The following is a 25,306-nucleotide window of genomic DNA, read 5'->3' on the forward strand; positions in this document are numbered from 1 at the left end:
TAAACTATTCCAACATCCAAGCTTGTTTATTTTCATATAAAAAGCTGATTTTAAGTGATTTATTTATGCATCAACATATTGAAAAACTGTACTTAAGCGCCAAAAAAGAAAAAAAATTAATTGTTGGTCTGATGAGTGGAACCTCACTAGACGGCCTTGATATCGCGTTATGTGAGGTATCAGGACAGGGTATGAATACCCATGTTGACGTTATAAAATTCACAACAGTTGACTACGATGATGATTATAAGTCACGAGTTAAACGGGTGTTTGCAAAGCGAGAGTGTGATCTTGAAGAGGTGACTCTACTGAACCCATGGATTGGTCAATTACATGGTGACATGGTTGCAAAAACGTTAGCTAAGTGGAATGTAGCGAAAGAGCTTGTCGATGTCATAGCAAGCCATGGACAAACGATTTACCACTGTCCAAAAAGTCAGCATAAGCGCCCAGAATACGGCAATGCAACATTACAAATTGGCGATAGTGATCACCTTGCTGTTGCTGCAGGAATCACCACTATTGGCGATTTTAGACAAAAACACATTGCAGCAGGAGGTGAAGGTGCCCCCCTTGCGGTGTATGGCGACTATTTGTATTTCACAAGCACCAGCGAAAACCGCATATTGCTTAATATGGGCGGCATTGCAAACTTGACCTACTTACCTAAATCAGCCGATGCGCGTGCTGTTTTTAGCTCAGATATAGGCCCTGGCAATACTATTATGGATGCATATATTCAGCGCTATTTTGCGCCGCTGCATTATGATAAAGATGCTGCAATCGCAAGCCAAGGAAAGGTAAGTGAACTTTTGTTAAATGCACTCTGTGATAATGCATTCTTCGGCCTTGCTTTTCCAAAAACCACAGGCCCCGAAGTGTTTAATTTAGGCTATTTAGCAGCGGCCCAAGCACGTAGCAACACCGAGCACTTGTCTCACTTTGATGTCATGGCAACACTGGTGCATTTTTCTGGGTTAATGATTGCCAAAGCAATAACTCAATGTAGTGACGGCCTTAGTCGAGTTGCAGTGTATGCAAGTGGTGGTGGGGTGCATAACCCATTATTAATGAAAGTTATTTTAGACAACTGCCCACAACTTTCAGCTATCAAAAACACAGATGAATTAGGTATAAACCCTGATGCCAAAGAGGCGGTGTTATTTGCTATTTTAGCAAATGAATGTTTGTCGGGTGGGCAACAGCGATTTGGTAATACCGAGCAGGGGATTCCCGATATTACCATGGGTAAAATTAGCTTTTCTGACTAAAAAAAAGCCAAGAAGCTAGCGCCAATACTACTAATGTAATGGCGTAAGCTTTGCGCTTTATCTTGCTGCTTAGTTAAGTTTTCAGCTGTACAGCTGCTAGCAGCAAGGCTCACATCAAACTGCGCACTGTCTTTTAAAGTGGCATGCTTGCCATGTAGCATGAGTTGCAATACAAACTCGCCGCTATGCGTCACATCATTTAGTGTAAGCATAATAACGTGCTGCTCTAAATCGTTTTGCGTAAGTGTATGGGCAGTAAAATAGGCAGACTCTCGCGCATCAGGACGTGTTGCACTAATAGAGATTACATCGCCCTGATGGGCATCATCTGGTAGCACGCAGCAAAAAACGACACGCTTTTGCTCATCGGCAATAAAATGCAATTGTTCATATTCTACAGTATGTGCAAGTGCAGCACACATAGGATCGTCACTAGAGGGGAGTGCAAACGAAAGTTGCACCAAGGCACTGTCCATTACTTCTTCATTACGTGGGTGATTAAATTAGCGTCAATTATTGATCAGTTAAATGACAGAATTATGACTATTGTCATAAAGCGTATTATTTATTTTAGTGTCTGTTCAACTTTGTACTTTCTGTTCCAAAACTGGAATGGTTTCTGACAAGATTGGAATAGAAAGTCTTGTATGTAAAGGGTTTTAGGGAGAGGGGGATGTCGATATTTGGGGTTTTCTGATAAGGCGTGACAGCTTTATATTTGCCTCAAAGCTACAGAAAAACCATAATGAAAATATAAAGTCCTAGAGTTAAAACAAAGCTCAGATGGGAGTAATCAAAATCTGGGAAGTCCATTTTTGTGCCGTTTCGTAACTCGAAAATACCCCAAAATGAGTTAACGTGAATGCTCTAATGACGGCTTTGATCGAGAAGCAGATCTTCACTTTCTCTATAATATGAAGCTAGCGGCTTGAACTCCTTTATTTTGTTGATATGACGAGAAAGAACTAAAAAGGCAAAAAGCAAAGCCTGAACCTAGGAGTGTTTCAAACACTATGCAACCCAAAGTGCTGATTTGGACTATTTTTTACTCATCAAGGAGAAGATTTCAGTCACTCAAACATATTTTTTTAAAAATTAAAAATTAAAAATTAAAACTTAAAAATGAAATAATGCAAAAAACTTATTAAAAAACCACCTCACAAAAAAGACACAAAACGCAGTAAAAATACCAACCTCCCTAAAATTTAGAAAATTAAGTTTCAGATTATTGAATTAACATTAAACAAAAAAACAAAACAAAGCCGATAAAAAACAAAATTAACCCATTAAATTCTTATTTGACAAAAAGAAAAAAATATTGATAAATTTAAAAGACCCAATACAGGGTCAATTAAATAAACAAGGAATATAATATGTTAGAACTAAACATTTTAACCGTGCTAGAAATCGCCAATAATTCAGTAGAAGTGGTTAACGCTGCAAAAGATTGTGGCACTAACCCATTTGAAACTGTTTAATTTTCTGGCAAGCCATAACTGGCTTGCTTTAAAATTATGGCCAATAAATTGACAACAGCTGAAGCTGTAGAGATAAAAAGAAACATAGAAAGAACAGACGCCAGTTTATCATTAAGCTATATACTTGAAGATAACAACTTTGAACAAATTTTATCCGAGTGGGAGTATAATAAATCACTAAATAGGGAGTTTATCAACAAGGCAAGCTCATCTAAAATAATGACAGACTTTACTTTTACTATTGATAAAAAACTTGTGGCTGGTAGTAGTTTTTTTCTACTCTTTCATCATTACCTTTATTTTTCAATACCTTATAAAACTTGCAAGTTAATGGGGTACAAAGGTATCTGTATGCTTATTACGGAACAGAGTTATGACATTAATCTAATAAAAAAAACAGCATTATCGCTTGGTATTGAAGCCGAGGTTATTATTTTAGATAGCAGAGGTCACTTTTTAAGAAAGGCGTTAAAGCTTGTTAAACAGGATTATGCCATATTTATGCCAGCTGACATGCCTTTTGGTTTTGATCAAAAAGGAATTAAAGAATACTTTTATAACCAAAAGCTAAATAGCCTTAAATATAGAGATGGATATTTAAGAGTAGCAAGGGCACTTAAGCAACTACCTATATTATTAGTTAACGATGTCATAGGCGATGATGAAATATTAATTAAATCTTACCCAATAAGATCTAGTGACAACCTTAATGAACAGCTTTGTTTAAGAGTATTAAAAGAGCCGGAAAAGTTTGAAAAATTAAATGATTTTAAAAAATTATTTAACTTCCCGGTACCAGATAAAGAAGTTTCATTTCATGTGTTTGATAAAATCTACACATATTGGCCAAAAAAACAACAGTTATTTTTGAACATTTAAAACAGGAATTTATAATGTATAAAATTAGATTTGCTTTGCTTCTAGGTGCAACTATTACAGCGGGTTTAGCTAATGCTTCAACACCAGAAAACGTTGCAGATATTCTAGGTCGAGATCTAAGTTTTAGTGCAGCAGGACTAGAAAATCTTGGACACGTTGGACTGTGGACAGGTAGTCAAGTACTTGAAGTTTTGGATACACCTGCCGTCATTGAAGAAAACTCATTGAATAGTTTCAAAAATGCTTCTGAGTACTGGGGATATAAAGTTAGAAGAAGCTCTGTATATATAAATAAAAGGGAAAACATTATTAAGTTTGGCCGACAACAAAAAGAGTTCTCTCCATCTTATACGCTTTCTTTTGCTGCAACTGCAGGCAAGTGGGGTTATAAGCGTGTTTATAATAACGTAACTAAAAAATGGGAAAGAAAAAAGGTTGTTATTCAAAAAGCAAAATTCAGATGCGATACTTTTGTAGCATTTTCTTGGGATCGAGCAAATGAAAGAAAGCCTTATGGTAGTACACCAACACAAATGTATAATTACTATGATTTGATGTAAGAAAGACCATATATTCCAAAGCCACATAAAGTGGCTTGTAAAGGTATAAAACAATGAAAAAGATAATTTTAATTTTTTTATTAACATCACTGCCAGCCGCACTTTTATTTTCAAATAATAAAAACAGTGAGAATATAGAAAAAGATAAAGAAATAAATGCGCAAAATATAAAAAAAGAAAAAAATAAAAAAACAATATCGGAGAAAGAAAACAAAAAAACAAACATAATAAAAAATGAAATTTTTACAGGTCAACTATCTGAGACAGATGAAGTGTTAAAGTTAATAGTATATTCAGACACTCTTTCAAGGGAAGAAAAAATATCTGAGATATACAGCCTTATAGAAAACTATCCACCTGAATCATTTGAATTCCGATATTTAGTAGATGTTATTTCAGATTTAAAGCCATTAAAACTATCATCCGAATTCATTGATTTATATCAAATCACAGAAAACGACAAATCAAAACAAAAAATCATTAGATTACTTTCAGAGTCTACAACGATTACAGCAGAAATTGATGACAGTAAGTTAGAAGAATACACCGATGACTTTGTCAGAGTAAAAGACTTTTTTGAGAGTGAAATAAAGAACAAACATGTTAGTACTGACGTAATTAACTCTTTAGTATTTAATTATAACAATCTAATAAATACGGAAGACTACATTGACTTTATTGAAAACGAGCTAGCTAATATCAATCACTCAATTGATGATGAGCGACTATCAAAGGTAAAACTTTCGCAAGCAATGAGCGCTGAAAGCCCTGATTACCTTAAAAAACTTTTAAGCACATCGGATGTCTCGCTTTCCAGAACTGTATATAGCTACACTCAATCTATGTCTAAACATTCCCTATCAGCTGAGAAGACACAGGCTATTAAGCTCTATTTAGATAAAACTAAACAAGCTGTATTTGGGAAACATGAACAAGATAACTACGATAAAATAAATTGGATTGAAAGTGCGTCACTGGTCAGTGATAAGTCAAAAGAAGATCTAGTGGTCAATATCATTAATAGCTCAAATAATGTGGCAGAGCGGGCATTTCTAGCGTCATATTATCCAGATGCACAGTTAAGTAATGAAAGTCTTAGTACATTAAAAGATGATATAGAGAGTGAACTTGGTGTAGTTCAAGACGAAGCTCTAAGGCAGAATTTACAAACAGTACTAGAGAATATTAATCACAGGCTAGCAAACTAACTTTGACTGCGTTGAGCCATATTGTTTTTGGTCCATAACAAAGCTTTGGAGGGATCAGGGTAGTGTTTAGAAATCTGTGTCATTTCAGTATTATATATAAAATAGGAATGACAAATGACCAAAGACTTCAATTTAGAACATATTAAAGGGGTCAAGCCGCTTGCTTCATAATAAAAGTTAATAAAAATTGTACTAGCTAAGACTTGAATCTGACAGTTACCCGTTTTTCAATCGGTGGCTGTCAGTTCAAGATTTTTTAAAAGCCCACCTAAAAACGATGAACTAATATTTCTCGTTTTAACGGCTGCTTCTGACACAAAGCCCCCCGTCGGCTCTAACTCTTTTATGTCCATCAACGGGTTTTAAATATAACTCGCTTTTGCCCTTTAAAGATTTAGAGCTAATAGGTTAAGGTCGCTTATGAGCCATTTAGGATCACAATAAACCCTCATACTCGTTTACTCTCAGTCCAAAACTGAAAGATGCCTAGTTGTTCAGGGGAAGATCATTGTTAGGAGCATATACAACAAGTCTATGAGGCGTATTTAAGACACGAATAACTATCTTTGTATCAAAACAAACCCATCAATAAATCTGGTATTCACCTTTAGGTTTATTGCTATACATGAACGACTCGAGTTCCGACTTAAGTACTTCGACGATATCGGTTGTAAACGGTGTTCTTATTTCGCCGGAGTCTAAATACCTCAGTAGATCAACTTCATGTTTAATAGCTGACTGAATTGAGTAAGTTATAGGGTAGGTGACTTTAAACTGCTGATGTGAGACGACGTTATCAGGGTTTTCTATGTCAACGTAGAAGGTTAGTTGTTCATTTTCTTCACAAATATCACTGCAAGTACCATGGTCTCGAATGTAATCCATGACTATATTTTTAATGAAAATATCGAACTCATTCATATTAATCCCTCAATATATGCCCGTCCATTGGGTACAACTAAAATCTAGCAAAGAATAATAAATCTAGCCAACGCTATTTTGCAGATTTTTAGTTAACCCTCTCTGAATGAGGGGTAATGAAATAGTAGAGGGAGTAATTAATTAAGTTGTTTACAGTAGTTTTTCATGAGGGTTTAGATAGAACATCTTCTTCCATCCTTGGGTTTCATTTGTCATTAACCAAGGCAGTGGTAGCAGAGATAAAATTGAATAGTGAACGTGTGACGGTTTACCAATTGCGTTGCCAGAATTACCTAATGTGCCGATGGTATCGCCTATTTTAACAAGGCTCCCACTCGCGATTGAAAGGCTATCTAGGTGAGAAAAGTAATGAATACGCCACTTAGGCCCTAAAATAGCAATTGCTTTACCACCCTTGTTGAGATGACCTGAAAAAACAACTATGCCAGAGCTTGCAGCTGAAACGGGGGTTCCCTTCTCGCCAAATATATCTATACCTTTATGTACAACAGAAGAGCCCCAAGGCTCGAACCAAAAAGTTTCATGGTTCCAATCACTCGGTGTCGCTCCTTTAACAGGAATAATGATTTTTTCTGGTATCAACATGCCAATTAAGATTATCAAGCCTAAAGTAAGGAAACTATATTTTATGTATTTCATTGTCTTATCCATGACATATTTTTAATTAAAGCTGACCCATTAAACTCATTAATAGTCTAAAAAACAATACAAAAAAACAATACAAAACAACGCCACCTGTTGTTTGGAACACTCTGATTCATAATAAGGGGTTTAATTTTTATGTATCTTAAACTGAATTTTATCTTTCAGTTTAAAGCGTGAGCCGTAAAAGGGAGGAAAGTGCTTCAAGGTATGGTGAAGCACTTTTAATGAATAGATTAATGTGTAGATTTAAGAATAACGTGGGGAGCGAGCTTATTAACTACGCGCCTAATTCAGCTCTTACGATTTCAGCACCTTGACTAAGTGCGCTTAGTTTAGCTCTAGCTATATCTCTTGAAAGCGGTGCCATACCGCAGTTGGTACAGGGGTAGAGTTTGTCAGCATCTACATATTTGAGAGCTTCGCGCAACGTTGCGGCCACTTCATCGGGTGTTTCAATATCAGTGGTTGCTACATCAATTGCACCAACCATTACTTTTTTACCGCGAATAAGTTCAAGCAGTTCAATAGGTACGCGAGAGTTGTGACACTCCAGCGAAATAATATCGATATTCGATTTTTGTAGTTTTGGAAACACTTCTTCGTATTGACGCCATTCACTCCCAAGCGTTTGTTTCCAATCTGTGTTTGCTTTGATGCCATAGCCGTAGCAAATGTGTACGGCTGTTTCGCATTTTAAGCCTTCGATTGCTCTTTCTAGACACTTAATGCCCCAGTCATTTACATCATCAAAAAATACATTAAACGCAGGCTCATCAAATTGAATAATATCAACGCCAGCGGCTTCGAGTTCTTTGGCTTCTTGATTGAGAATTTTGGCAAATTCCCAAGCCAGCTTTTCTCGGCTTTGATAGTGGGCGTCATACAAGGTGTCTATCATTGTCATAGGGCCTGGCAATGCCCACTTTATTGGCTGTTTGGTTTGTGAACGTAAAAATTTAGCGTCTTCAACAAACACCGACTTACTGCGTGATACCGGCCCAATGACGCTTGGTACACTTGCCTCGTAGCGATTGCGAATAGTAACTGTTTTACGGTTTTCAAAGTCAACACCATTCAAATGTTCAATAAAGGTGGTTACAAAGTGTTGGCGTGTTTGCTCACCGTCGCTGACAATATCAACGCCAGCCTGTTGTTGCTCTTGCAGGGCTACACGTAGCGCATCTTGTTTGCCATCAATAAGCTCTGCGCCTTGTAACTTCCATGGCGACCATAGAGTTTCGGGTTCAGCGAGCCAAGAAGGTTTTGGTAAGCTGCCCGCTGTCGATGTTGGTAATAATTTTTTCATGTTAACTCTCATTAAATCGCGTAGTTAGCCGACCACTGTTCCAAAACTGATTGATAAGGCTTAATAAAGTGCTGTTCAGTAAACTTACCTTGAGCAATAGCAAGTTGGCTGCGTTCTTCGCGGTCATAAACTATCTGTGTGATAGAGTGATCGGCATTTCGTAAATTTGGTTGATACTTGCTACCCGCTACGGCGTTTGCGTTATAGATCTCCGGTCGATAAATCTTTTGGAATGTTTCCATGGTACTGATTGTGCTGATTAGCTCTAAATTAGTGTAATCATTCAATAAGTCACCAAAGAAATAGAACGCCAACGGTGCAACGCTGTTTGGTGGCATAAAGTAACGAACTTGTAAGCCCATCTTTTTGAAATACTGTTCTGTGAGTGACGATTCATTAGGTTGATACTCGACACCTAAAACAGGGTGGTGATTTTCAGTACGGTGATATGTTTTATTGTCAGAAACGCTTAGGCAAATAACCGGAGGCTTCTTGAAGTGCTGTTTATAAGTTTCTGAATCAATAAAGTATTTGAATAACTTACCGTGTAGATCGCCAAAGTTATCTGGAATACTAAATTCTTCTCTGCTTTTATTGTGATCAAGTAATAGCACACTAAAATCATAATCACGGACATACGATGAGAAGTTGTTACCAACAATTCCCTCAATACGTTCATTGGTTTTATGGTCAATGATATTGGTCTTTAAAACTTCAATTGAAGGAAACGCTTCACCACTACCTGCAATATCTAAATCAACAGAGACAATTTCAAGCTCAACAGAATAGCGGTTGCCTTGTGGATTATCCCAATTTGCCAGTGCATTGAAACGGTTATCTATCATTTTTAATGCATTACGTAAGTTCTGCTGGCGACTTTCGCCACGTGCTAGGTTAGCGAAGTTAGTGGTAATACGGGTGCTGTTTGACGGTTGGTAATTTTCGTCAAGGCGAATACTCTTAATTGTAAATGAGAAATTATGTTTCATGGCAATGTACCTAATGTCCTGAGATAAATGATTGCTGCTCACCTTCCTTTAATAGCTAGGTCATTAACCTTGAGGTGGCTTGGGTATCTATTTATACGTGCCCCGCATCATGAAGAAAAACGTTTTTATTTCAGGTAAAACATGAATTTGATTCATACCTGAATGAGGTGATTAGTTTATCGAGTGGCAAAGAGAGGATAATATCTGGAAAAATACCTTTGAATGTCTAGATGGCTAGATGTTTTTATTGGTGTTGTGATTTTTTCATATAAAACGTGAGTAATATTCACCCCTTATCATTGTCTTCATAGTCATTTGTGCTGCTTTAAGTTGTTATACTCGGCTCCCTAACTAATAACAAAGACAAGTAAAATGAATGAATTAATCGTGTTAATACTAGCTTGTGCGATACTCGGCAGTGGTGTTGGCTTTTTGGCAGGGCTCTTGGGGATCGGTGGTGGCTTAGTGATCGTGCCGATATTAAGTATGATACTGCTGCATTTTCAGGTGTTGCCAGCAGAGCAAGTTGTGCTGGTGGCTATTGCTACATCGCTCGCTTCAATCCTGTTTACTTCAACATCATCAGCCATTGCTCACCATAAAAATGGCAATGTGCCTTGGCAGCTTGCGCCTTGGGTTATGACAGGAGTTGCATTAGGCGCACTGATAAGTGGTTTCTTAGCAGCGTTATTACCGCAAAATGTAGTACGAATTGTGTTTGCGGTAAGTGTGGTGCTTATTGCATTAAAAATGATTTTTGGCAGTAAAAATGATGCCCAAACAGCTCGCGCATTACCAAATAAAGGGCTTTTAACGTTTTATACAACAATCACAGGCGGTTTATCTGCCATGATAGGCATTGGTGGTGGTGCCGTGTTGGTACCGCTACTCACGTTTTTCTCGGTCGATATGAAAAAAGCTATTGGCTGCGCCTCGGCGTGCGGTATTGTGATTGCCCTGTTTGGCTCAGTGGGTTACATCAGTTCGGGCAGTCAGTACTTTACGTTAAAAGAGGGCTTTGCTGGTTTTGTTTATTTACCTGCCTTGTTTGGGATTGTCTGTACTTCGTGGTTTACCGCGCCGTTAGGGGCAAAAGCGACGCATCACTTGCCAGTATCTACTATTAAAAAAATCTTTGCAGGATTGTTGGTTATTATGGCTGTGAACATGCTTACTCGGTGATAACTGAAAACGGTAAAGTGAGCCCTTAAAATATATTAACTTGGGCTTTTTTTACCTTTGTGTTGATTACGAATAAACCAGCGCATAGCGCCAAGTATAAATAACACACCTACAGCTAAGCCGCTGAAAAGCCAAGTTATACGTCCAGTTAAATTAAGAAAACTACCATCATGTATAGGATGAAGCCAATTTAAAATAGTAGTGCTGGTGCCTTGTTTCTGGTAATCGAATACCTCTGAAATTTCACCTGTATGGCCGTCAATATAGACATAGCTGTGCGGAAAACGGCGCGATGGGTCACCCTTTGTTTGCACTCTAACTCGATAATAAAACGGGTTGCCGTTTGTTGCGGGTGTTTCTATCCATGCACCTCTTGAGTTAGGTAAAGTATTTAGTGCTAAACTCAATGCTGTATTGGGTTCAATGATAGTGTTATCTGCATCAGTACCATAAGGATTTACAGGAGCCTCCGCTGTGTCTATTGGCCCTGTTATTTTTATTAAAATTGCCGTTGACTCTTTAGGGAGTGCTAACATTACGCCAGTAACTGACAAAATGACTAAGGGTATTATAAAAATCAGCCCAAGCAATTTATGCCAATCGTAAAGCCTGCCGATAGGCGATGGGCGTTTTTTAAATTTAATTTGTCTTTGCCATTGCCCTCGTTTTGGCCACCATGCAAATAAGCCACTGAATAACAAGTATAAAATAGCTAAACCTGCGTAGCCTAAAAGCCAAGTTCCCGTGTTACCTAGTAGTAAAGTGAAGTGCAGGTTATACAGCCACGTCATTAAATATTGACCCCAATAATCGTGGCGTAGAATTGTATTGCCATCACGTGAGAGCCATACCATTAACGGCGCAAATTCGAGATGCTGTGTTTCAGGCGGATTGTAATATCGAGCGGGAATTAGCTCTGCATTTGCCGTTACTTCAAAACGCCAACTACCTAGTTTATCAGGATATTGTTTGCGCAGGGTATTCAGTGCGTTACTAAAATTAGGCGAAGCGTTGCTCTGCAACTTGGAATGGGAGATGTTTAAGCTTTGATCAAGCTCGTCGTAAAATACTAATAACGAACCTGTTAGTGCGATAACACAAAATAATAACCCAAGGCTCAGGCCAAGCCATTTGTGTATACGGCGGTGCAGTTTTCGCCAGTTGAGCATTGAGAACCCCTTATAATTACTGGCTTTATTCAATATGCCAAGAAATATTATTTCATAAATTAATTGCGCTGGGCAATGCGACAAAATGTCACAGTCGCTCTCAAATAAGGTCAGACAAGGTTTGCTTTATTTATATAACAAAATTATTATATAAATAAATTGTTATGGAGTGACCATGAAAGTTCTCTTTTTATGTATAGAAAATTCAGCTCGTTCAATTATGGCTGAGGCATTACTTAAACATCATGGTAAAGGTGAGTTTGAAGTGTTTAGTGCAGGTACAGAACCTTATGCGGTAGACCCTCGTACGCTTGCGGCGATTGAGCATTTTGGTTTAAAAACCGATAACTTACACTCAAAGCACTTAAACGATGTAACTAATCTGCATTTTGATTACGTTATTACCTTATGTGATGACGCTACAAAAGAATGCGCCAATCGCGTCGATGGCAGCCATTGCCTTGCGTGGGACTTTGCAGATCCTAAATCTCGCTCCGAACCTCATGCTTTTGAAAAAACCTTGCAAGAGATCAATGAGCGAATTAAACAGTTTGTACAATCCCATAACAAAGAAAAGCCCGTCTCTATTTCGCCAACCACATTTTATAAAGCGCTTGCAGATGATATTCGTTTAAAAAGCTTATTACTTATCGCCGTTGAGCAAGAGGTTTGCGTGTGTGAATTAATGACGGCACTTAATGAGCAAAGCCAACCAAAGGTTTCAAGGCATTTAGCGCAGCTGAAAAAGCAGGGCATTTTGTCGGATAGAAAACACCAGCAGTGGGTGTTTTACTCTTTAAACCCGACTCTACCTATGTGGATGAAGCAAACAATTACCTCGACCGTGGTAAACGAACCGAATTTTATAGAGAACGAGTTAGCAAGGCTAAATGCGATGGGAGATGATCGCCCAACCCGTGTTGCTCGCTGTTGTAATTAAACAAAGCGGTTTGCTGTTAACTGTCGGCAAACTCGGTAAACAAGTTAGACAATTTTCAAAAAGTAGGAGCTTAATAATGGCAATTAAAGTAGGCATTAATGGTTTTGGCCGTATGGGTCGTTTATCGCTAAGAGCAGCGTTTGCATGGGACGACGTTGAGTTTGTGCAAATTAATGACCCTGCGGGTGATGCAGCAACACTGGCTCACTTACTAAAATATGATTCGGTACACGGTATTTGGCCTCATGAGGTTGAAAGTAACGATAACGCAGTGATTATCGATGGTCACGAAATTAACGTCACACAAAATAAAGCAATTGCAGACACTGATTGGTCTGGCTGCGATATCGTCATTGAAGCCTCGGGCGTGATGAAAAAAACCGAGTTACTGCAAGCCTACCTTGAACAAGGTGTGAAAAAAGTTGTTGTCACTGCGCCTGTAAAAGAAGACGGCGTGTTAAACGTTGTAATGGGTGTAAACGATGATTTATACGATGTACAGCAGCACGATATTGTGACTGCGGCATCATGCACTACCAACTGTTTAGCGCCTGTGGTTAAAGTACTGCAAGAAAAAATTGGCATCAAACATGGTTCAATGACGACCATTCACGATATCACTAATACGCAAACTATCTTAGATGCGCCGCATAAAGATTTACGCCGTGCTCGCGCATGTGGCATGAGCTTAATTCCAACTACAACAGGCTCTGCAACAGCGATTACACATATTTTCCCTGAACTTAAAGGCAAATTAAACGGCCACGCGGTTCGTGTGCCTTTAGCGAATGCATCAATCACAGACTGTGTGTTTGAAGTTGAAAAGCCGACTACCGCTGAGCAAATTAACCAATGGATGCAAGAAGCCGCAGAGGGTGAGCTAAAAGGCATTTTAGGCTATGAAGAAAAGCCACTTGTTTCTATCGATTACAAAACAGATCCACGCTCAAGCATTGTTGATGCGTTATCAACTATGGTTGTGAACGAGACACAAGTTAAGCTGTATGTTTGGTACGATAACGAATGGGGTTATGCAAACCGCACTGCCGAACTTGCCCGTAAAGTTGCGTTATCATTAAAAGGTTAAAAGCAATGACGCGTTTGGCTAATCTTCCCGCTGATATAAAGCAGTACTTAATTGTCACTGGGAATTACTGGGCATTTACGCTAACAGATGGCGCATTGAGGATGTTGGTGGTATTGCATTTTCATGCGCTTGGCTACTCGCCTTTGAGTATTGCCATGCTGTTTTTGTTTTATGAGATTTTTGGTGTTGTTACTAACTTAGTAGGTGGCTATTTAGGCGCAAGGCTTGGTTTAAACAAAACTATGAATATTGGCCTTGCCATACAGGTGGCGGCGTTGTTCATGCTGGCAGTCCCTCCTGACTGGTTGAGCGTTGCCTATGTGATGTTAGCGCAGGCTCTGTCGGGCATTGCAAAAGATCTCAATAAAATGAGTGCTAAAAGCTCAATTAAAATGCTGGTTGCCAGTGGCCAAGAAGGCACCTTGTTTAAATGGGTGGCGATACTAACGGGCTCTAAAAATGCATTAAAAGGTGTGGGTTTCTTTTTAGGTGGCTTACTTCTCACATTAATGTCGTTTAAAGGCGCAATGCTCGCGATGGCTGCCACTTTGCTGGTGGTGTGGTGTTTCAGTCTTTATGCACTTAAAAATGATTTAGGCAAAGCCAAAAACAAACCTAAGTTTAACGAGGTATTTTCAAAAAGCAGTTCAATCAACATTTTGTCAGCAGCAAGGTTGTTCTTGTTTGGTGCGCGTGATGTTTGGTTTGTTGTTGCACTTCCGGTGTTTTTATCGCAAGCCTTTGGTTGGGACCATTGGACTGTGGGCGCTTTTCTAGCTACTTGGGTAATTGGTTATGGGATAGTGCAATCTTTTGCTCCTAAAATCATTAAGCTTAATAAGCAAACATCACCGAGTGCAGAAACAGTTAAGTGGGCATCATGGCTTGCTTTAGTGACTTTAGCGATTGCCCTTGCTATTGGCTTTGAGTGGGCTGTAAAACCTATGCTCATAGGTGGGCTAATGTTATTTGGTGTGTTATTCGCGATTAACTCATCTTTGCACAGTTACTTGATTGTTAGCATGGCCGATGCCGATGGCGTATCACTCGATGTCGGGTTTTATTACATGGCTAATGCTGTGGGGCGCTTGGTTGGTACAGTGCTGTCTGGTTTAGTTTTTCAGCTATATGGCTTGGCAGCGTGCTTGGCTATCTCACTGGTGTTTATTGTTTTTACCGTACTTATTTCAACTAAATTACCAAAACAAATTTAGTTTCATGTAAGGTAAGCTGCTCACCTATTTATTGTTGTCCATCATAATATATGAATGAAGGCATTGAAGCACTTGAATAAAAATTATTAATATCTATAAGTAGTAAAGTAACTTTTTATGAAGTTATGTGAGGTGTTATGTCAGCTTTCGCAAAGAAAATGGGCATGCCTGAAAAGAGGGGGATACAACTTAGTTAGATTCGATGTCCAAACACATTCAAGATTTATTTGAAAGTGTCTCAAATTAGCACTGCTTAGAGCCTTAAAATTATCAAAGAGCGACAGAAATCTCAGATTTTAATCGCTCTTTTGAAAATAAACCCTGCCAACAGCTTATTTATTAACTGAGTTCAATAATGCGTCTCGATTTAATATCGTGGCGCGATTTTTGCCATTAAAGTGAGCTACAAATTATGCTTTTTTAACGAACTTAGCTGTCACCATCATTTCACCGACACCATCAACTTTACAGTCGAGTTCGTGATCTTTTTTATCAAGCACTCGGCGGATTAACGCTTTGGTGCCGATTTTAATGACTTGTGAACTGCCTTTGATTTTTAAGTCTTTTGCAACGGTTACTTTGTCGCCATCAGCCAACAGCGTGCCGTTAGCGTCTTTTACATTGATAATGTCATCTTCATTGACCGTATCAGGATTCCATTCATGGGCGCACTCTGGGCAGATAAGATTATTTTGTTCCGGATAAACATATTCCGAATTACATTGTGGACAGGGAGGATAAGACATACACTTCACTCTTAATCATTTGATTCTTTGTAGTTTAACCGTTTTGGCAAAAGGATTCGATTGTTTGCTCATTTATGAGCGTTGATTTTTATTAAATTGATGAGTTTTGTCTAAGTTAATGTGATACAGCTTTATGAAAGGGAAATATAATAATGATACGATTTTTAGCTGCTTTGTTAGTGTTATTTTCAAGTATGGCTTATGCAACGGATGCTCCTCACCGAGGAGACATTACCACCGATGAGTTACTTAAAGATTACCCTGCATTTAATAAAGAGTATGAGAGCTTTTCGCCAAGCAAAGAAGAGCTTGTAAAAATTAAAGCACTGCAAGGTAAGCAAGTATTGGTATTTTTGGGCACTTGGTGTCATGACTCAAAACGAGAAGTACCGCGCTTTTTAAAATTACTCAATGCTGCAAAGGTACAGTTAGATTCGCTGCGTTTAGTGGCGGTAGGCTATGATAAACGCGATCCCAATGGTCTGGCTAAGCAATACGATGTGCGTTATACGCCTACCATCATTGTCAGCGATGACGAAAAAGAGCTTGTGCGTATGATTGAGAAACCAAAGCAAAGTATTGCTGCTGATCTCACAATACAGGGTCAAACTTTATAAACTCCTCAATCGGTATAGGCATTGATATTAAATACCCTTGCACATAATCAATGCGTTTATCGCTGACCAGCTCCCACTGCTCTGAACTCTCAACCCCTTCAGCGGTGATAGTCAGATTTAGTTGATGGGCTAAGTCACTCATGGTCTGTAAAAATAAACCATCGCGTGGGTTTTCAACGCAGTTACAAATAAAGGCGCGGTCTATTTTTACATTATCTAATGGGAATTGCTGAATCGAAGCGAGTGATGAGTAGCCAGTGCCAAAGTCATCAAGTGATAAGTCAAATCCAACGGCCTTGAGTTCATGCATTAAACTAATAGCATACTGTGTATTTTGAAATAGCGCTGATTCGGTAATTTCTAAATTAATTTTTTGTGTAGCAGGAAACAGCTGCGCTTTTTCACTTGTTAGTCGATTAACAAGGTGCGCATCTGAAAATTGTTTACGTGATAAGTTGATCGACATTTTTACATGGATATTGTTCGCCACAAGGCTGTGGCAATCTTTTGCGACTCTTGCGACAATCCAGCGCGAAAGGAGGTTAATTAGCTCAGATTGCTCAGCAATGGCGATAAACTCCTGTGGGGATACAAAACCTCGTACAGGATGTTGCCAGCGAATAAGTGCCTCGCAGCCTATCAGTTTTCCATCTTTTGTATTTACAATAGGTTGATACACCATACTAAGTTGTTTATCGGTTGAAAGTGCATGCCTTAAGTCACTTTCTAAATCACTTTGTGCGATTAGTTTGTCTTTAAGAGACTGACTATAAATGGTGTAGGCTTTTTTCTGTCGGTGGCATTCATTCATGGCAATTAATGTTGTGTTAATTTGCTCTGCTGCATCTAAATTCTGTAAGTGCGGATAGCCTATGCCAACATAAAAATGATAAAAATGAGCTGTACCTGCTGTTTCAATCAGCCCCGCGACACGGTGTTGTAGTTCATCGATGAGAGTTGCAAGTTCTTCGTCAAAAATTCCCTCTTTTAGCAAGAGCATAAAGCAGCCTAGTTTAATATGAGAGCAGAATGCTTGGTGTTGCTCTGCAAACTCAATTAAGCGATTGGCTAAGGCTTTTTGTAGTTCATTTGACGCCTTATATCCGTACATGTCTTCAATTTGCCTGTAGCCTTTAATTTCTAGGCAAATTAGAGTTAAACCCGAGTTATATTGGTTTTTAGAGCATAGGCTGGTGATATATTTTTCGCTGTAGTGGCGGTTTGCTAATCCCGTTATGGGATCAAAATGAGCTTGTTGATATAGTTCATGCTGTTTTTGCTTTTCAGCACTAATATCTTCTACTGTTCCCACCAAGGTTTTTGTTTTGTTATTCCACTCAGCATACTCATGAAACCAGCGTTGTTCACCATTGATTTTTATTGTGTACTCAAGCTCACTGGGGCTGGCTGGTTTTGCGTTTATAAAATTAAGAAATGCATTTTTATAGGCACTATCAATTTGGTCACATACTTGTTGAATTGGCTGCTTAGGTGACTTCGTTTTAAATAATTTAGTCGCTTGTGCAGAAAGGTGTCTCGATTCACTGTAAGGCGAAATGTGCCAACTGCCTACACCACTCAGTGTTTGGGCCTGTTTTAAGGCTAATGCTTGCTCAGAAAGCTCATTGGTTCGCTTTGTTAGCAATGACTCTAAGTTTTTTTCATGTTCGCGCAGGCGCAAAGTGATGCTAATTAAGTAACTAATTAAAGACGAAAAAGCTAAAACAATGAATGTTAAAATGCCTATCTCAGCATACGCACGATACGCAAATTCATCTTTTATCCCTACAATCCATAATTGATTTTTGACAGGTAGTGAACGTGTTTCCCATTTAGTATTATTAAACGCATGCTCTCCTAATAAAGGAATGTAGTTCCCATCGTTGTTTTGCCACACCTCGATAATATGGGAGTGGGATACATGTTTTAATTTTATTTTATTAATAAACTCAGGAAAGCGAAGCACTACAATGCTGAATCCCCAGAAAGAGCCTTTGTTGAATATAGGTAAGCGGGCAACTAATCCAGCCCCCCCTTGAGAAAGTTGCTTTGGGCCATCAAGCTGCATTTGCTCAGTTTGAATTGCTTTTTCTAGTGAGGGTCTTATTGAAGGGACAGCAAACAAATCACTGTTAATGACTCCTTCGTGTGTAACAAGCGGATAACTATAAGTAATAACGCCATTTGGGGCGAGTTGGATGGTTTGACTACCGTCACTATGCTTTAGAATATGCTTGGCGAGCGTTTCAAACTGTGTCTTTGTGTAGCTGGCATCACGCATCGCATCTCTAATTAAATAAGGACCGAGCAAGGCTGTTTCTAGGTTTGTTTTTAAATCGTTTGTATAACTATCAAGAACAGACTCTTGTTCAATATGATGCATTGTTTGTCTATCGAGATAAACTTTAAACGCAATAATCGAAAATAAGCAAAAAGTCAGAATGAAAGAGATCACACTTAGTGAAGATTTGTTATTATTTCGCAAAGAGTTCGTATTCCCGATTAATAATGCAATTTAAGTATTGAGCAGGTTTTTAAAAATACTAGTTTAGGGTTGTTTTATTGTCTAGTTAGTAGACATAAAATAGGGCGTTATTGCTGTTAAAAGTACAAATATTTGTACCGAGAAACAGTAACTTGAAATTTAGAAGTGTAAAAGCAATGTACCAAAGTGTGATTAAAGCCATAGATAAAGCGAATGCTGCAGACCCTAATAAAGTGACTGTAGATGGGAAACCCTATGGCAAAGAGAGCCTGTACGCTACGCGTATGAGTGAGATGTTGCAGCGTTTTAATCCATCGGCAGATGAATTGATGTGTATCGCAGCTCACGGACAACACATTGAACGTTGGCGCTCTCCTCGAAGTGACTTTCCATTAGGAAAACAAGGCTACTATCAATGGCGTACTGCTTTATATGATTTTCATGCTGAACGTGTTACAACGTTAATGCAACAGGCAGGCTATTCGTCAGATGAATGCGAGCGTGTCTATGCGGCAGTCGCTAAAAAGAATATAAAACGTAATCCCGACAGCCAACTCATTGAAGATATCGCAAGTCTTGTGTTTATTGAACATTACATGCTTGATTTTGCAAGTAGCAAGCCTGATTACGATGAGCAAAAATGGCTGGGCATTATTCGTAAAACATGGCAAAAAATGTCAAACGAAGCACATGAATTTGTACTCGCTGGTAACATCAGCTTACCTGAGCCGCTTAAACCGCTAATTACAAAAGCGCTAAATTAATTGTAAAACAAGGATGTAAAATGTATTGCCCGCGAACAAAAGTAGCGCTTGAAGAAACAACTATTGGTGATATTAAGGTTTATTTATCCCCAACTGGCGGTGTGTTTTTTGATAATCGACAAATCTTTCATTTCAGCGACCCAAGGTTAAAGCCCGCACAAGTGCTGGTGGCTCATTTACAAACACTGCCACCTGAGTCAATAGATTTAAAAAAGCGGATTCATTGTCCTAAGTGTCCTGATGTTGTCATGATGCGGCGCTTTTTTACGCCGCTTAAAGTGGTTGAAATTGATGAGTGTCCGAACTGCGCTGCAATTTGGCTAGATAATGGGGAACTTGAAAAAATTCATGAGAATCACCTAACCCCAAAAGAGCGTGAAATGCTGCGCATCGACATGGCAAATAACAATGGCTATATTCAAGTTAAAATCCCAAAACGTCGTCATCATATTCATGTAGAAAAGTCTGCTGCCGATGAAAACTCGAACCTACAAAAGCTCGCAGAGCTTGCGTATTTGTCTTTGTTGAATGAGTGATTACTTGTATAACCTCGGTAGTTAAACTTTAGGAAATTCATTGTTCAAAGAGCAGGGGTTTTTAAGCGTAATTAATTACTTAAAAATGGTAATTTAAATCTCTACTAGACAAATGAGGGTGCCCTCGATTGCGCGAACATAGGCATAGTGTTGAGCATCTTTTTTGGTTGGTGGGCATAAAGGCTCTGCCCCTGCGAGCACCGCTTTATCGTAGCTTTCAACTAAGTTCTTACAACTAAAACGTAGCTCAAAGCCAAGCGCAGGTTGCTTTGGATGGGCGCGAATGTAGCCTTGTTTAAAATAAGATTGGGCATATGGGTGAGTGGCAAATGCTAGTTTTACCGTGCCCGTTACGAGCTCGCCATACTCTGCATCATCACTGATATGATTGGTATTTAAAGCAAATGCTTGATAGTAAAAGTCGAGTACTTCTTCTACGTTATCGACGTAAATAACCTGACTTATAAACTCCATTTGTACACTCAAAGTGATTATTGATTCTTTAAATAAAGCATACTTTTTACGATTTTGCAGAGATAAAAAAACCTTGTAAGTGTTAATTACAAGGTTTTCATCTTAATAGATACTGTCGTTAAGATTTATTACGGTTTTCTTTTGCAAAGGCACGTATTTTACGTTTTTGCGATAGCGTTACTTTATTGGTACGGCCTGCGTATGGGTTATCGCCTTCTCTGAATTCAATTTTGATTGGCGTGCCCATAATACCTAATGCTTTACGATAGTAATTCATTAGGTAGCGCTTGTAGCTGTCTGGTAAGTCATGCACTTGGTTACCATGAATAACGATACGTGGCGGGTTATAACCACCGGCATGTGCATACTTAAGTTTAACACGACGACCACGAACGAGTGGTGGCTGGTGGTCTGCTTGTGCCATATCCATGATACGACGTAGCATTGCTGTGCTGATACGCTTAGTTGCTGACTCATACGCTTCGTCCACTGACTCAAACAAGTGACCAACACCGGTACCATGTAGCGCAGATATAAAGTGTAAACGAGCGAAGTCAATAAAACCTAAACGGCGGTCAAGTTCTGATTTAATACGCTCTTTCACGTAATCGTCAAGGCCATCCCATTTGTTTACCGCAACAACCAACGAGCGGCCCGCATTAAGAGCAAAGCCAAGTAAGCTTAGATCTTGATCAGAAATACCTTCGCGCGCATCAACTACTAACAATACAACGTTAGCATCTTCAATTGCTTTAAGGGTTTTGATCACTGAGAACTTTTCAACTACATCGCTTACTTTCTTGCGCTTACGAACACCGGCGGTATCGATTAAGATGTACTCTTTATCGTTACGGGTCATCGGAATGTAGATAGAGTCGCGTGTTGTACCTGGCATATCGTAAACAATAACACGTTCTTCGCCTAAGATACGGTTTGTTAGTGTTGACTTACCTACATTAGGACGACCAATAATAGCGAGCTTTACAGGCTTGTCGGCAAAGGCTTGCGCATTGTCTTCGCTTTCTTCATCTTCACTGTAAAGATCAACGAGTTCGTCATCGCTTTCTTCAAGCTCTTCTGTTTCACCTGCCAGTTCAGCGATTACAGGTTGTAGAGTTGTTTCAAGTAGTTGTGTGATGCCACGGCCGTGAGCCGCCGCAATATGATGAATATCACCTAAGCTTAATTGGAAAAACTCTGCACAGTAGGAGTCTGCATCAATACCATCTACCTTATTGGCAACAACAAAGCATTTTTTTTGCTGTTTACGCAAGTGATTAGCAATTGCTTGGTCTGCGGCAGTCATACCCGCGCGGGCATCAACTAAAAATAAGACGATATCAGCCTCTTCAATCGCAAGTAGCGACTGCTCAGCCATTTCAGTTTCGATACCATGTTCTGAGCCGTCGATACCGCCCGTGTCTACCACGATAAATTCATAGCCATCGTAATCAGCTTGGCCATATTTTCTATCTCGTGTTAAGCCAGGAAAGTCGGCAACGAGGGCGTCACGAGTACGTGTTAAACGGTTAAATAATGTGGATTTGCCCACATTGGGTCGCCCAACAAGAGCGATCACGGGAAGCATAAACTACCTCTTAAAAAAACAACAAAAGGCTTCGCTAAGCGAAGCCTTATAAAAAGTACAAGTAATATTAATAAGTTAGTCTGGAATTTTGACCGCGCTAACTTCACCATCTCGGGTGTATAAAATTAATTTGTCACCAGCAACAACAGGCTCAACGAAGAAACCTGAGCTGTCAAAGTCTTCACGAGAAACAAGCTCACCTGTTTCTTTATTTAGCCAATGTAGGTTACCTTCTTGGTCGCCAAGGGCTATATAATTTCCTGCAATGGTTGGTCCTGTAAGGTACCAACCGCGCAGTGCTGGCTGACTCCAACGTTCAATGCCTGATGATTTATCTAAAGCATAAATTACGCCATCGCTATCGACAACGTAAATGTGTTGGCTATCCATAGATAAGTCACGATAGCTGCTGTACTCTCGTTTCCAGACAACATTACCAGAACGAATATCAACAGCTGCTAAGTTACCATTATAGGCGATAGCGTAAGCATATGGGCCACTAATTAATGCTTGTGTATCAACATCAACAAGACGCTCGAATTCAGAAGCCCCTTTTGGCGTTGCAATTTCAGCACTCCATGCAGAGTAGCCATTTTCTGAAATAAGCACGCTTAATCGGCCCGTTTCAAGGCCAAGTAGAACGCCACCATTTGCAACGGTTGGAGAGCTTTGCCCGCGTAACGTAAGAGGGGGTACTTCTTGTTCAAAGCGCCAACGCTCTTCACCGGTATCTGGGTGAACAGCTAATAGTTTACCTGAGCCTAAGTTAACGAACACCAGACCATCACCGGCGGCTGGTTTAGACAGTACTTCACCAGGCATGGTTTTACGCCAGGCAATTTCACCTGTTTCGCGATCAAGCGCGGTTAAGTAGCCGTGCTCAGAGCCAACAAAAATTTTGCCGTATGCTTGTAAAATACCGCCAGAAAGCTTCGCGCTTTCTGTACTTTCCCATGGCCAAAATGCTGGGTTTTCACGTACGTCTGTTTGCCATAGTGTATCGCCATTTTCAAGCGATAGGGCTTCAACTTCACCTTCACGGTTCGCTACATACACAACATCATTATGCACTGCAGGTGTCAGGCGAGAAAAGTAATGCTCTACACCATCACCGATTGATTCTTGCCAAATGATGTCTGTTTCAAATTGATTAACGATTTCTGGCAGCACTAATTCTTCTTCGTCATCACTTGACGAACAGCCTGTTAGGGTTGCAATACACAGAGCAAGTGTAGCCGCTGTTAACTTCTTCATCTTAACCCCTTACGCCGCTGGGCTAGTTTGTGCTAAGTCATCAAGTTTAATTTGTAATAAAGGGTTATTCTCAAGACCCCCTTTGTCAGCAGCTGCTTGATACTGTGTACGTGCCTGAGCCTTATCACCTTGCGCAGAAAAAATATCACCTTTAAGTTCAGCGACAGTTGCTGCAAATGATTCAGGTAACTGCGAGTTTAAAGTAGCCAGCGCTTGGTCATATTGTTTTTGGGCAATATGAACACGTGCAAGACGTGTTGCAGCCGTTGCTTTTAACTCAGGGTTTTTCTCATTCGTGATGATCCAGTTAAGCTTTTCGCTTGCTGCATCAAGATTATTTTTTTCTACCGCTTCTTTTGCTGCAACAAATGCTGTTAGAGTACTGTAACTTGATTCGCTATTCTCATTGATAAACGTATCTGCTTTGTCTAACACTGCGCCGCTATCAACAAGTTTAGTGAAAGAGTCTGATGCTGTTTCAGCTGTTGTGATTTGGTTTTGGTTATACGCTTTCCAACCGTATAAACCACCTAAACCAGCAACAATACCAATAGCTAGTGCGACACCATTTTCACGGAAAAAGCGTTTAATCGCTTCTGCTTGTTGTTCTTCTGTTGAATAAATATCCATGCTTACCTCTGTTGCTCACTGGGCTTATATAAGCGCAGCAAGTAGCGTCTTCGCTTCTTCTAATTTTAGGGTGACTTGTTCTTTACGCTCTCGTAAGTACTTAATAGTCACAACGCCTTGTTCTAATTCATCTTCGCCGATAATTACCGCGACTAATGCATCGCTCTTATCTGCACGTTTTAATTGCTTTTTAAAGTTGCCGCCGCCAGCGTGCACCATCACACGTAAGCCCGCAACATCTTTACGTAATTGAGCGGCAATAAGCGGTGCTTGAATACTGGCTTTATCGCCCATGGCTGCCAAATATACATCAGCACTACGGCGAATGTCACCAACGGATTCTAACGCTTGAAGTAACAGTACTAAGCGCTCAAGACCCATTGCAAAACCAACCGCTGGCGTGGCTTTACCACCAAGTTGTTCAACTAGGCCATCATAACGGCCACCGGCACAAACCGTTCCTTGTGCGCCTAGGCTATCTGTCACCCACTCAAAAACGGTGCGGTTGTAGTAGTCAAGGCCGCGCACGAGCTTTTCATTTACCGTGTATTCGACGCCTGCGGCGTCTAAACGTTCACATAAATTTTCAAAATGTTCTTTTGATTCAGCGTCTAAGTGCTCAGATAGCTTAGGAGCATCTGTTAAAATAGCTTGTACATCAGGGTTTTTACTATCTAGAACGCGTAATGGGTTAGTGTGCATACGACGCTTTGAGTCTTCATCGAGCACATCGACATGTTGCTCTAAGTAAGCTACAAGTGCATCACGGTATTCAGCACGCGCTTCGTTAGAACCTAGTGAGTTAAGCTCAAGACGAACGTGCTCGCTGATACCAAATTCTTTCCATAATTGAGCTGTTAGCAAAATAACTTCTGCATCGATATCAGCAGTGGCGATGCCGAATGTTTCTAAGCCAAATTGGTGGAATTGACGGTAACGGCCTTTTTGTGGACGCTCGTGACGAAACATCGGGCCCATGTACCATAAACGTTGTTCTTGGTTGTACAGTAAACCATTTTGATTACCCGCACGCACACATACCGCAGTCCCTTCAGGGCGAAGAGTTAGGTTATCACCATTTCGGTCAGCAAAAGTGTACATTTCCTTTTCAACGATATCGGTTACTTCACCGATTGAACGCTTAAAAAGATCGGTCGACTCAACAATAGGAAAACGAATTTCTTGATAACCAAACGATGAAACTGTTTCACGTAAAATGTTTTCTACTTTCTGCCAAATTTGCGTATCGCCTGGCAGACAATCGTTCATACCACGCACTGCCTGAATTTGTTTTGCCACTGATAAATCCTAAATACTGTACTTGCGCAAAAATGTTCTGCGC

The 25,306-nt window shown here is 39.7% G+C and carries 24 protein-coding genes; 11 read left to right on the forward strand and 13 right to left on the reverse strand.

The genetic code is table 11. The features are described from left to right. Window positions 1-65 precede the first annotated feature (65 nt). Window positions 66-1,271, forward strand: a complete 1,206-nt coding sequence (locus L3V41_RS08615) for an anhydro-N-acetylmuramic acid kinase (RefSeq protein WP_237115458.1) — start codon at window positions 66-68, stop codon at window positions 1,269-1,271. Here L3V41_RS08615 and L3V41_RS08620 read toward each other — a convergent pair. Beyond that, on the reverse strand, window positions 1,268-1,747 hold the full coding sequence (locus L3V41_RS08620; RefSeq protein WP_237115457.1) for a hypothetical protein: 480 nt from the start codon (window positions 1,745-1,747) through the stop codon (window positions 1,268-1,270). The two genes, L3V41_RS08615 and L3V41_RS08620, sit on opposite strands and share 4 nt — an antisense overlap. 1,050 nt (window positions 1,748-2,797) lie before the next feature. On the opposite strand from L3V41_RS08620, the gene L3V41_RS08625 reads away from it, so the two are divergent. The 3 genes from L3V41_RS08625 to L3V41_RS08635 are packed head-to-tail and all read left to right on the forward strand — an operon-like array spanning window position 2,798 to window position 5,396. After that, entirely contained in the window at window positions 2,798-3,628 is an 831-nt protein-coding gene (locus L3V41_RS08625; protein WP_237127564.1) for a hypothetical protein, read from the forward strand. Window positions 3,629-3,642: 14 nt separating this feature from the next. Beyond that, window positions 3,643-4,188, forward strand: coding sequence for a hypothetical protein (locus tag L3V41_RS08630; protein ID WP_237127565.1), 546 nt, complete (start codon window positions 3,643-3,645; stop codon window positions 4,186-4,188). A gap of 53 nt (window positions 4,189-4,241) precedes the next feature. Then, on the forward strand, window positions 4,242-5,396 hold the full coding sequence (locus tag L3V41_RS08635) for a hypothetical protein (RefSeq protein ID WP_237127566.1): 1,155 nt from the start codon (window positions 4,242-4,244) through the stop codon (window positions 5,394-5,396). Window positions 5,397-5,981: 585 nt separating this feature from the next. Here L3V41_RS08635 and L3V41_RS08640 read toward each other — a convergent pair. The 4 genes from L3V41_RS08640 to L3V41_RS08655 all read right to left on the reverse strand — a co-directional run bounded on the left by L3V41_RS08640 (window position 5,982) and on the right by L3V41_RS08655 (window position 9,278). Beyond that, window positions 5,982-6,317, reverse strand: coding sequence for a hypothetical protein (locus L3V41_RS08640; RefSeq protein WP_062567725.1), 336 nt, complete (start codon window positions 6,315-6,317; stop codon window positions 5,982-5,984). A 150-nt stretch (window positions 6,318-6,467) separates the two neighbouring features. Further along, window positions 6,468-6,977, reverse strand: coding sequence for a M23 family metallopeptidase (locus L3V41_RS08645; protein ID WP_237127567.1), 510 nt, complete (start codon window positions 6,975-6,977; stop codon window positions 6,468-6,470). A gap of 283 nt (window positions 6,978-7,260) precedes the next feature. Further along, window positions 7,261-8,289, reverse strand: a complete 1,029-nt coding sequence (locus L3V41_RS08650) for a methionine synthase (protein WP_062568154.1) — start codon at window positions 8,287-8,289, stop codon at window positions 7,261-7,263. 11 nt (window positions 8,290-8,300) lie between these two features. Continuing rightward, complete coding sequence (locus tag L3V41_RS08655) at window positions 8,301-9,278, reverse strand: DUF1852 domain-containing protein (protein ID WP_062567724.1); 978 nt, start codon at window positions 9,276-9,278, stop codon at window positions 8,301-8,303. A 372-nt stretch (window positions 9,279-9,650) separates the two neighbouring features. Here L3V41_RS08655 and L3V41_RS08660 point away from each other — a divergent pair, with 372 nt between their 5' ends. Beyond that, window positions 9,651-10,460 carry a sulfite exporter TauE/SafE family protein gene (locus tag L3V41_RS08660; protein WP_062567723.1) on the forward strand — a complete coding sequence of 270 codons (810 nt, stop codon included), beginning with the start codon at window positions 9,651-9,653 and terminating at the stop codon, window positions 10,458-10,460. Window positions 10,461-10,495: 35 nt separating this feature from the next. Here the strand turns inward: L3V41_RS08660 and L3V41_RS08665 are convergent, their stop codons facing one another. Continuing rightward, window positions 10,496-11,629: a PepSY-associated TM helix domain-containing protein gene (locus tag L3V41_RS08665; RefSeq protein ID WP_237127568.1), complete on the reverse strand. Its 1,134-nt coding sequence runs from the start codon at window positions 11,627-11,629 to the stop codon at window positions 10,496-10,498. A 175-nt stretch (window positions 11,630-11,804) separates the two neighbouring features. Here L3V41_RS08665 and L3V41_RS08670 point away from each other — a divergent pair, with 175 nt between their 5' ends. The 3 genes from L3V41_RS08670 (at window position 11,805) to arsJ (ending at window position 14,870) form a co-directional block, all read left to right on the forward strand. After that, window positions 11,805-12,569 (forward strand): metalloregulator ArsR/SmtB family transcription factor, encoded by a 765-nt coding sequence (locus L3V41_RS08670; RefSeq protein WP_062567721.1) that lies wholly within the window; start codon window positions 11,805-11,807, stop codon window positions 12,567-12,569. A 76-nt stretch (window positions 12,570-12,645) separates the two neighbouring features. Then, entirely contained in the window at window positions 12,646-13,656 is a 1,011-nt protein-coding gene (locus tag L3V41_RS08675; RefSeq protein ID WP_237127569.1) for an ArsJ-associated glyceraldehyde-3-phosphate dehydrogenase, read from the forward strand. A gap of 5 nt (window positions 13,657-13,661) precedes the next feature. Continuing rightward, the gene (arsJ, locus tag L3V41_RS08680; RefSeq protein WP_237127570.1) at window positions 13,662-14,870 is read left to right on the forward strand and encodes an organoarsenical effux MFS transporter ArsJ; all 1,209 of its coding nucleotides are present in this window, start codon (window positions 13,662-13,664) and stop codon (window positions 14,868-14,870) included. A 410-nt stretch (window positions 14,871-15,280) separates the two neighbouring features. On the opposite strand, the gene L3V41_RS08685 is transcribed toward arsJ, so the two are convergent. Continuing rightward, the gene (locus L3V41_RS08685; RefSeq protein ID WP_062567718.1) at window positions 15,281-15,616 is read right to left on the reverse strand and encodes a zinc ribbon domain-containing protein YjdM; all 336 of its coding nucleotides are present in this window, start codon (window positions 15,614-15,616) and stop codon (window positions 15,281-15,283) included. Window positions 15,617-15,768: 152 nt separating this feature from the next. Here L3V41_RS08685 and L3V41_RS08690 point away from each other — a divergent pair, with 152 nt between their 5' ends. Beyond that, a complete protein-coding gene (locus tag L3V41_RS08690) occupies window positions 15,769-16,233 on the forward strand; it encodes a thioredoxin domain-containing protein (protein ID WP_237127571.1) in 465 nt (154 codons plus the stop codon). On the opposite strand, the gene L3V41_RS08695 is transcribed toward L3V41_RS08690, so the two are convergent. Continuing rightward, a complete protein-coding gene (locus L3V41_RS08695) occupies window positions 16,208-18,616 on the reverse strand; it encodes a bifunctional diguanylate cyclase/phosphodiesterase (protein WP_237127572.1) in 2,409 nt (802 codons plus the stop codon). The two genes, L3V41_RS08690 and L3V41_RS08695, sit on opposite strands and share 26 nt — an antisense overlap. Window positions 18,617-18,894: 278 nt before the next feature. On the opposite strand from L3V41_RS08695, the gene L3V41_RS08700 reads away from it, so the two are divergent. Next, complete coding sequence (locus L3V41_RS08700) at window positions 18,895-19,482, forward strand: DUF4202 domain-containing protein (protein WP_062567715.1); 588 nt, start codon at window positions 18,895-18,897, stop codon at window positions 19,480-19,482. A 20-nt stretch (window positions 19,483-19,502) separates the two neighbouring features. Next, the gene (locus tag L3V41_RS08705) at window positions 19,503-20,018 is read left to right on the forward strand and encodes a zf-TFIIB domain-containing protein (RefSeq protein ID WP_237127573.1); all 516 of its coding nucleotides are present in this window, start codon (window positions 19,503-19,505) and stop codon (window positions 20,016-20,018) included. Window positions 20,019-20,111: 93 nt separating this feature from the next. Here L3V41_RS08705 and L3V41_RS08710 read toward each other — a convergent pair whose 3' ends face one another. From L3V41_RS08710 to hisS, 5 genes are all read right to left on the reverse strand, one after another. Further along, complete coding sequence (locus L3V41_RS08710) at window positions 20,112-20,492, reverse strand: glyoxalase (RefSeq protein WP_237115451.1); 381 nt, start codon at window positions 20,490-20,492, stop codon at window positions 20,112-20,114. Window positions 20,493-20,610: 118 nt separating this feature from the next. Further along, the gene (gene der, locus L3V41_RS08715) at window positions 20,611-22,080 is read right to left on the reverse strand and encodes a ribosome biogenesis GTPase Der (protein ID WP_237127574.1); all 1,470 of its coding nucleotides are present in this window, start codon (window positions 22,078-22,080) and stop codon (window positions 20,611-20,613) included. A gap of 75 nt (window positions 22,081-22,155) precedes the next feature. Continuing rightward, a complete protein-coding gene (bamB, locus tag L3V41_RS08720; RefSeq protein WP_062567711.1) occupies window positions 22,156-23,334 on the reverse strand; it encodes an outer membrane protein assembly factor BamB in 1,179 nt (392 codons plus the stop codon). Between the two features lie 9 nt (window positions 23,335-23,343). After that, entirely contained in the window at window positions 23,344-23,964 is a 621-nt protein-coding gene (locus L3V41_RS08725) for a tetratricopeptide repeat protein (RefSeq protein WP_237127575.1), read from the reverse strand. Between the two features lie 24 nt (window positions 23,965-23,988). Further along, window positions 23,989-25,263 (reverse strand): histidine--tRNA ligase, encoded by a 1,275-nt coding sequence (gene hisS / locus L3V41_RS08730; RefSeq protein WP_237127576.1) that lies wholly within the window; start codon window positions 25,261-25,263, stop codon window positions 23,989-23,991. Window positions 25,264-25,306 lie beyond the last annotated feature (43 nt).

This window comes from Pseudoalteromonas sp. L21, assembly GCF_021728035.1.
Lineage (GTDB): Bacteria > Pseudomonadota > Gammaproteobacteria > Enterobacterales > Alteromonadaceae > Pseudoalteromonas > Pseudoalteromonas arabiensis.

What these genes read in the sequence shown, in the direction of transcription:
- arsJ (WP_237127570.1), top strand. Translation starts at nt 13,662, where the DNA reads ATGACGCGTTTGGCTAATCTTCCCGCTGATATAAAGCAGTACTTAATT.
- L3V41_RS08635 (WP_237127566.1), top strand. Translation starts at nt 4,242, where the DNA reads ATGAAAAAGATAATTTTAATTTTTTTATTAACATCACTGCCAGCCGCA.
- L3V41_RS08710 (WP_237115451.1), bottom strand. Translation starts at nt 20,492, where the DNA reads ATGGAGTTTATAAGTCAGGTTATTTACGTCGATAACGTAGAAGAAGTA.
- L3V41_RS08695 (WP_237127572.1), bottom strand. Translation starts at nt 18,616, where the DNA reads ATGCATCATATTGAACAAGAGTCTGTTCTTGATAGTTATACAAACGAT.
- L3V41_RS08685 (WP_062567718.1), bottom strand. Translation starts at nt 15,616, where the DNA reads ATGTCTTATCCTCCCTGTCCACAATGTAATTCGGAATATGTTTATCCG.
- L3V41_RS08640 (WP_062567725.1), bottom strand. Translation starts at nt 6,317, where the DNA reads ATGAATGAGTTCGATATTTTCATTAAAAATATAGTCATGGATTACATT.
- L3V41_RS08670 (WP_062567721.1), top strand. Translation starts at nt 11,805, where the DNA reads ATGAAAGTTCTCTTTTTATGTATAGAAAATTCAGCTCGTTCAATTATG.
- L3V41_RS08705 (WP_237127573.1), top strand. Translation starts at nt 19,503, where the DNA reads ATGTATTGCCCGCGAACAAAAGTAGCGCTTGAAGAAACAACTATTGGT.
- L3V41_RS08615 (WP_237115458.1), top strand. Translation starts at nt 66, where the DNA reads ATGCATCAACATATTGAAAAACTGTACTTAAGCGCCAAAAAAGAAAAA.
- L3V41_RS08700 (WP_062567715.1), top strand. Translation starts at nt 18,895, where the DNA reads ATGTACCAAAGTGTGATTAAAGCCATAGATAAAGCGAATGCTGCAGAC.
- bamB (WP_062567711.1), bottom strand. Translation starts at nt 23,334, where the DNA reads ATGAAGAAGTTAACAGCGGCTACACTTGCTCTGTGTATTGCAACCCTA.
- L3V41_RS08650 (WP_062568154.1), bottom strand. Translation starts at nt 8,289, where the DNA reads ATGAAAAAATTATTACCAACATCGACAGCGGGCAGCTTACCAAAACCT.
- L3V41_RS08690 (WP_237127571.1), top strand. Translation starts at nt 15,769, where the DNA reads ATGATACGATTTTTAGCTGCTTTGTTAGTGTTATTTTCAAGTATGGCT.
- L3V41_RS08645 (WP_237127567.1), bottom strand. Translation starts at nt 6,977, where the DNA reads ATGAAATACATAAAATATAGTTTCCTTACTTTAGGCTTGATAATCTTA.
- L3V41_RS08660 (WP_062567723.1), top strand. Translation starts at nt 9,651, where the DNA reads ATGAATGAATTAATCGTGTTAATACTAGCTTGTGCGATACTCGGCAGT.
- L3V41_RS08665 (WP_237127568.1), bottom strand. Translation starts at nt 11,629, where the DNA reads ATGCTCAACTGGCGAAAACTGCACCGCCGTATACACAAATGGCTTGGC.
- L3V41_RS08725 (WP_237127575.1), bottom strand. Translation starts at nt 23,964, where the DNA reads ATGGATATTTATTCAACAGAAGAACAACAAGCAGAAGCGATTAAACGC.
- L3V41_RS08630 (WP_237127565.1), top strand. Translation starts at nt 3,643, where the DNA reads ATGTATAAAATTAGATTTGCTTTGCTTCTAGGTGCAACTATTACAGCG.
- L3V41_RS08620 (WP_237115457.1), bottom strand. Translation starts at nt 1,747, where the DNA reads ATGGACAGTGCCTTGGTGCAACTTTCGTTTGCACTCCCCTCTAGTGAC.
- der (WP_237127574.1), bottom strand. Translation starts at nt 22,080, where the DNA reads ATGCTTCCCGTGATCGCTCTTGTTGGGCGACCCAATGTGGGCAAATCC.
- L3V41_RS08675 (WP_237127569.1), top strand. Translation starts at nt 12,646, where the DNA reads ATGGCAATTAAAGTAGGCATTAATGGTTTTGGCCGTATGGGTCGTTTA.
- L3V41_RS08655 (WP_062567724.1), bottom strand. Translation starts at nt 9,278, where the DNA reads ATGAAACATAATTTCTCATTTACAATTAAGAGTATTCGCCTTGACGAA.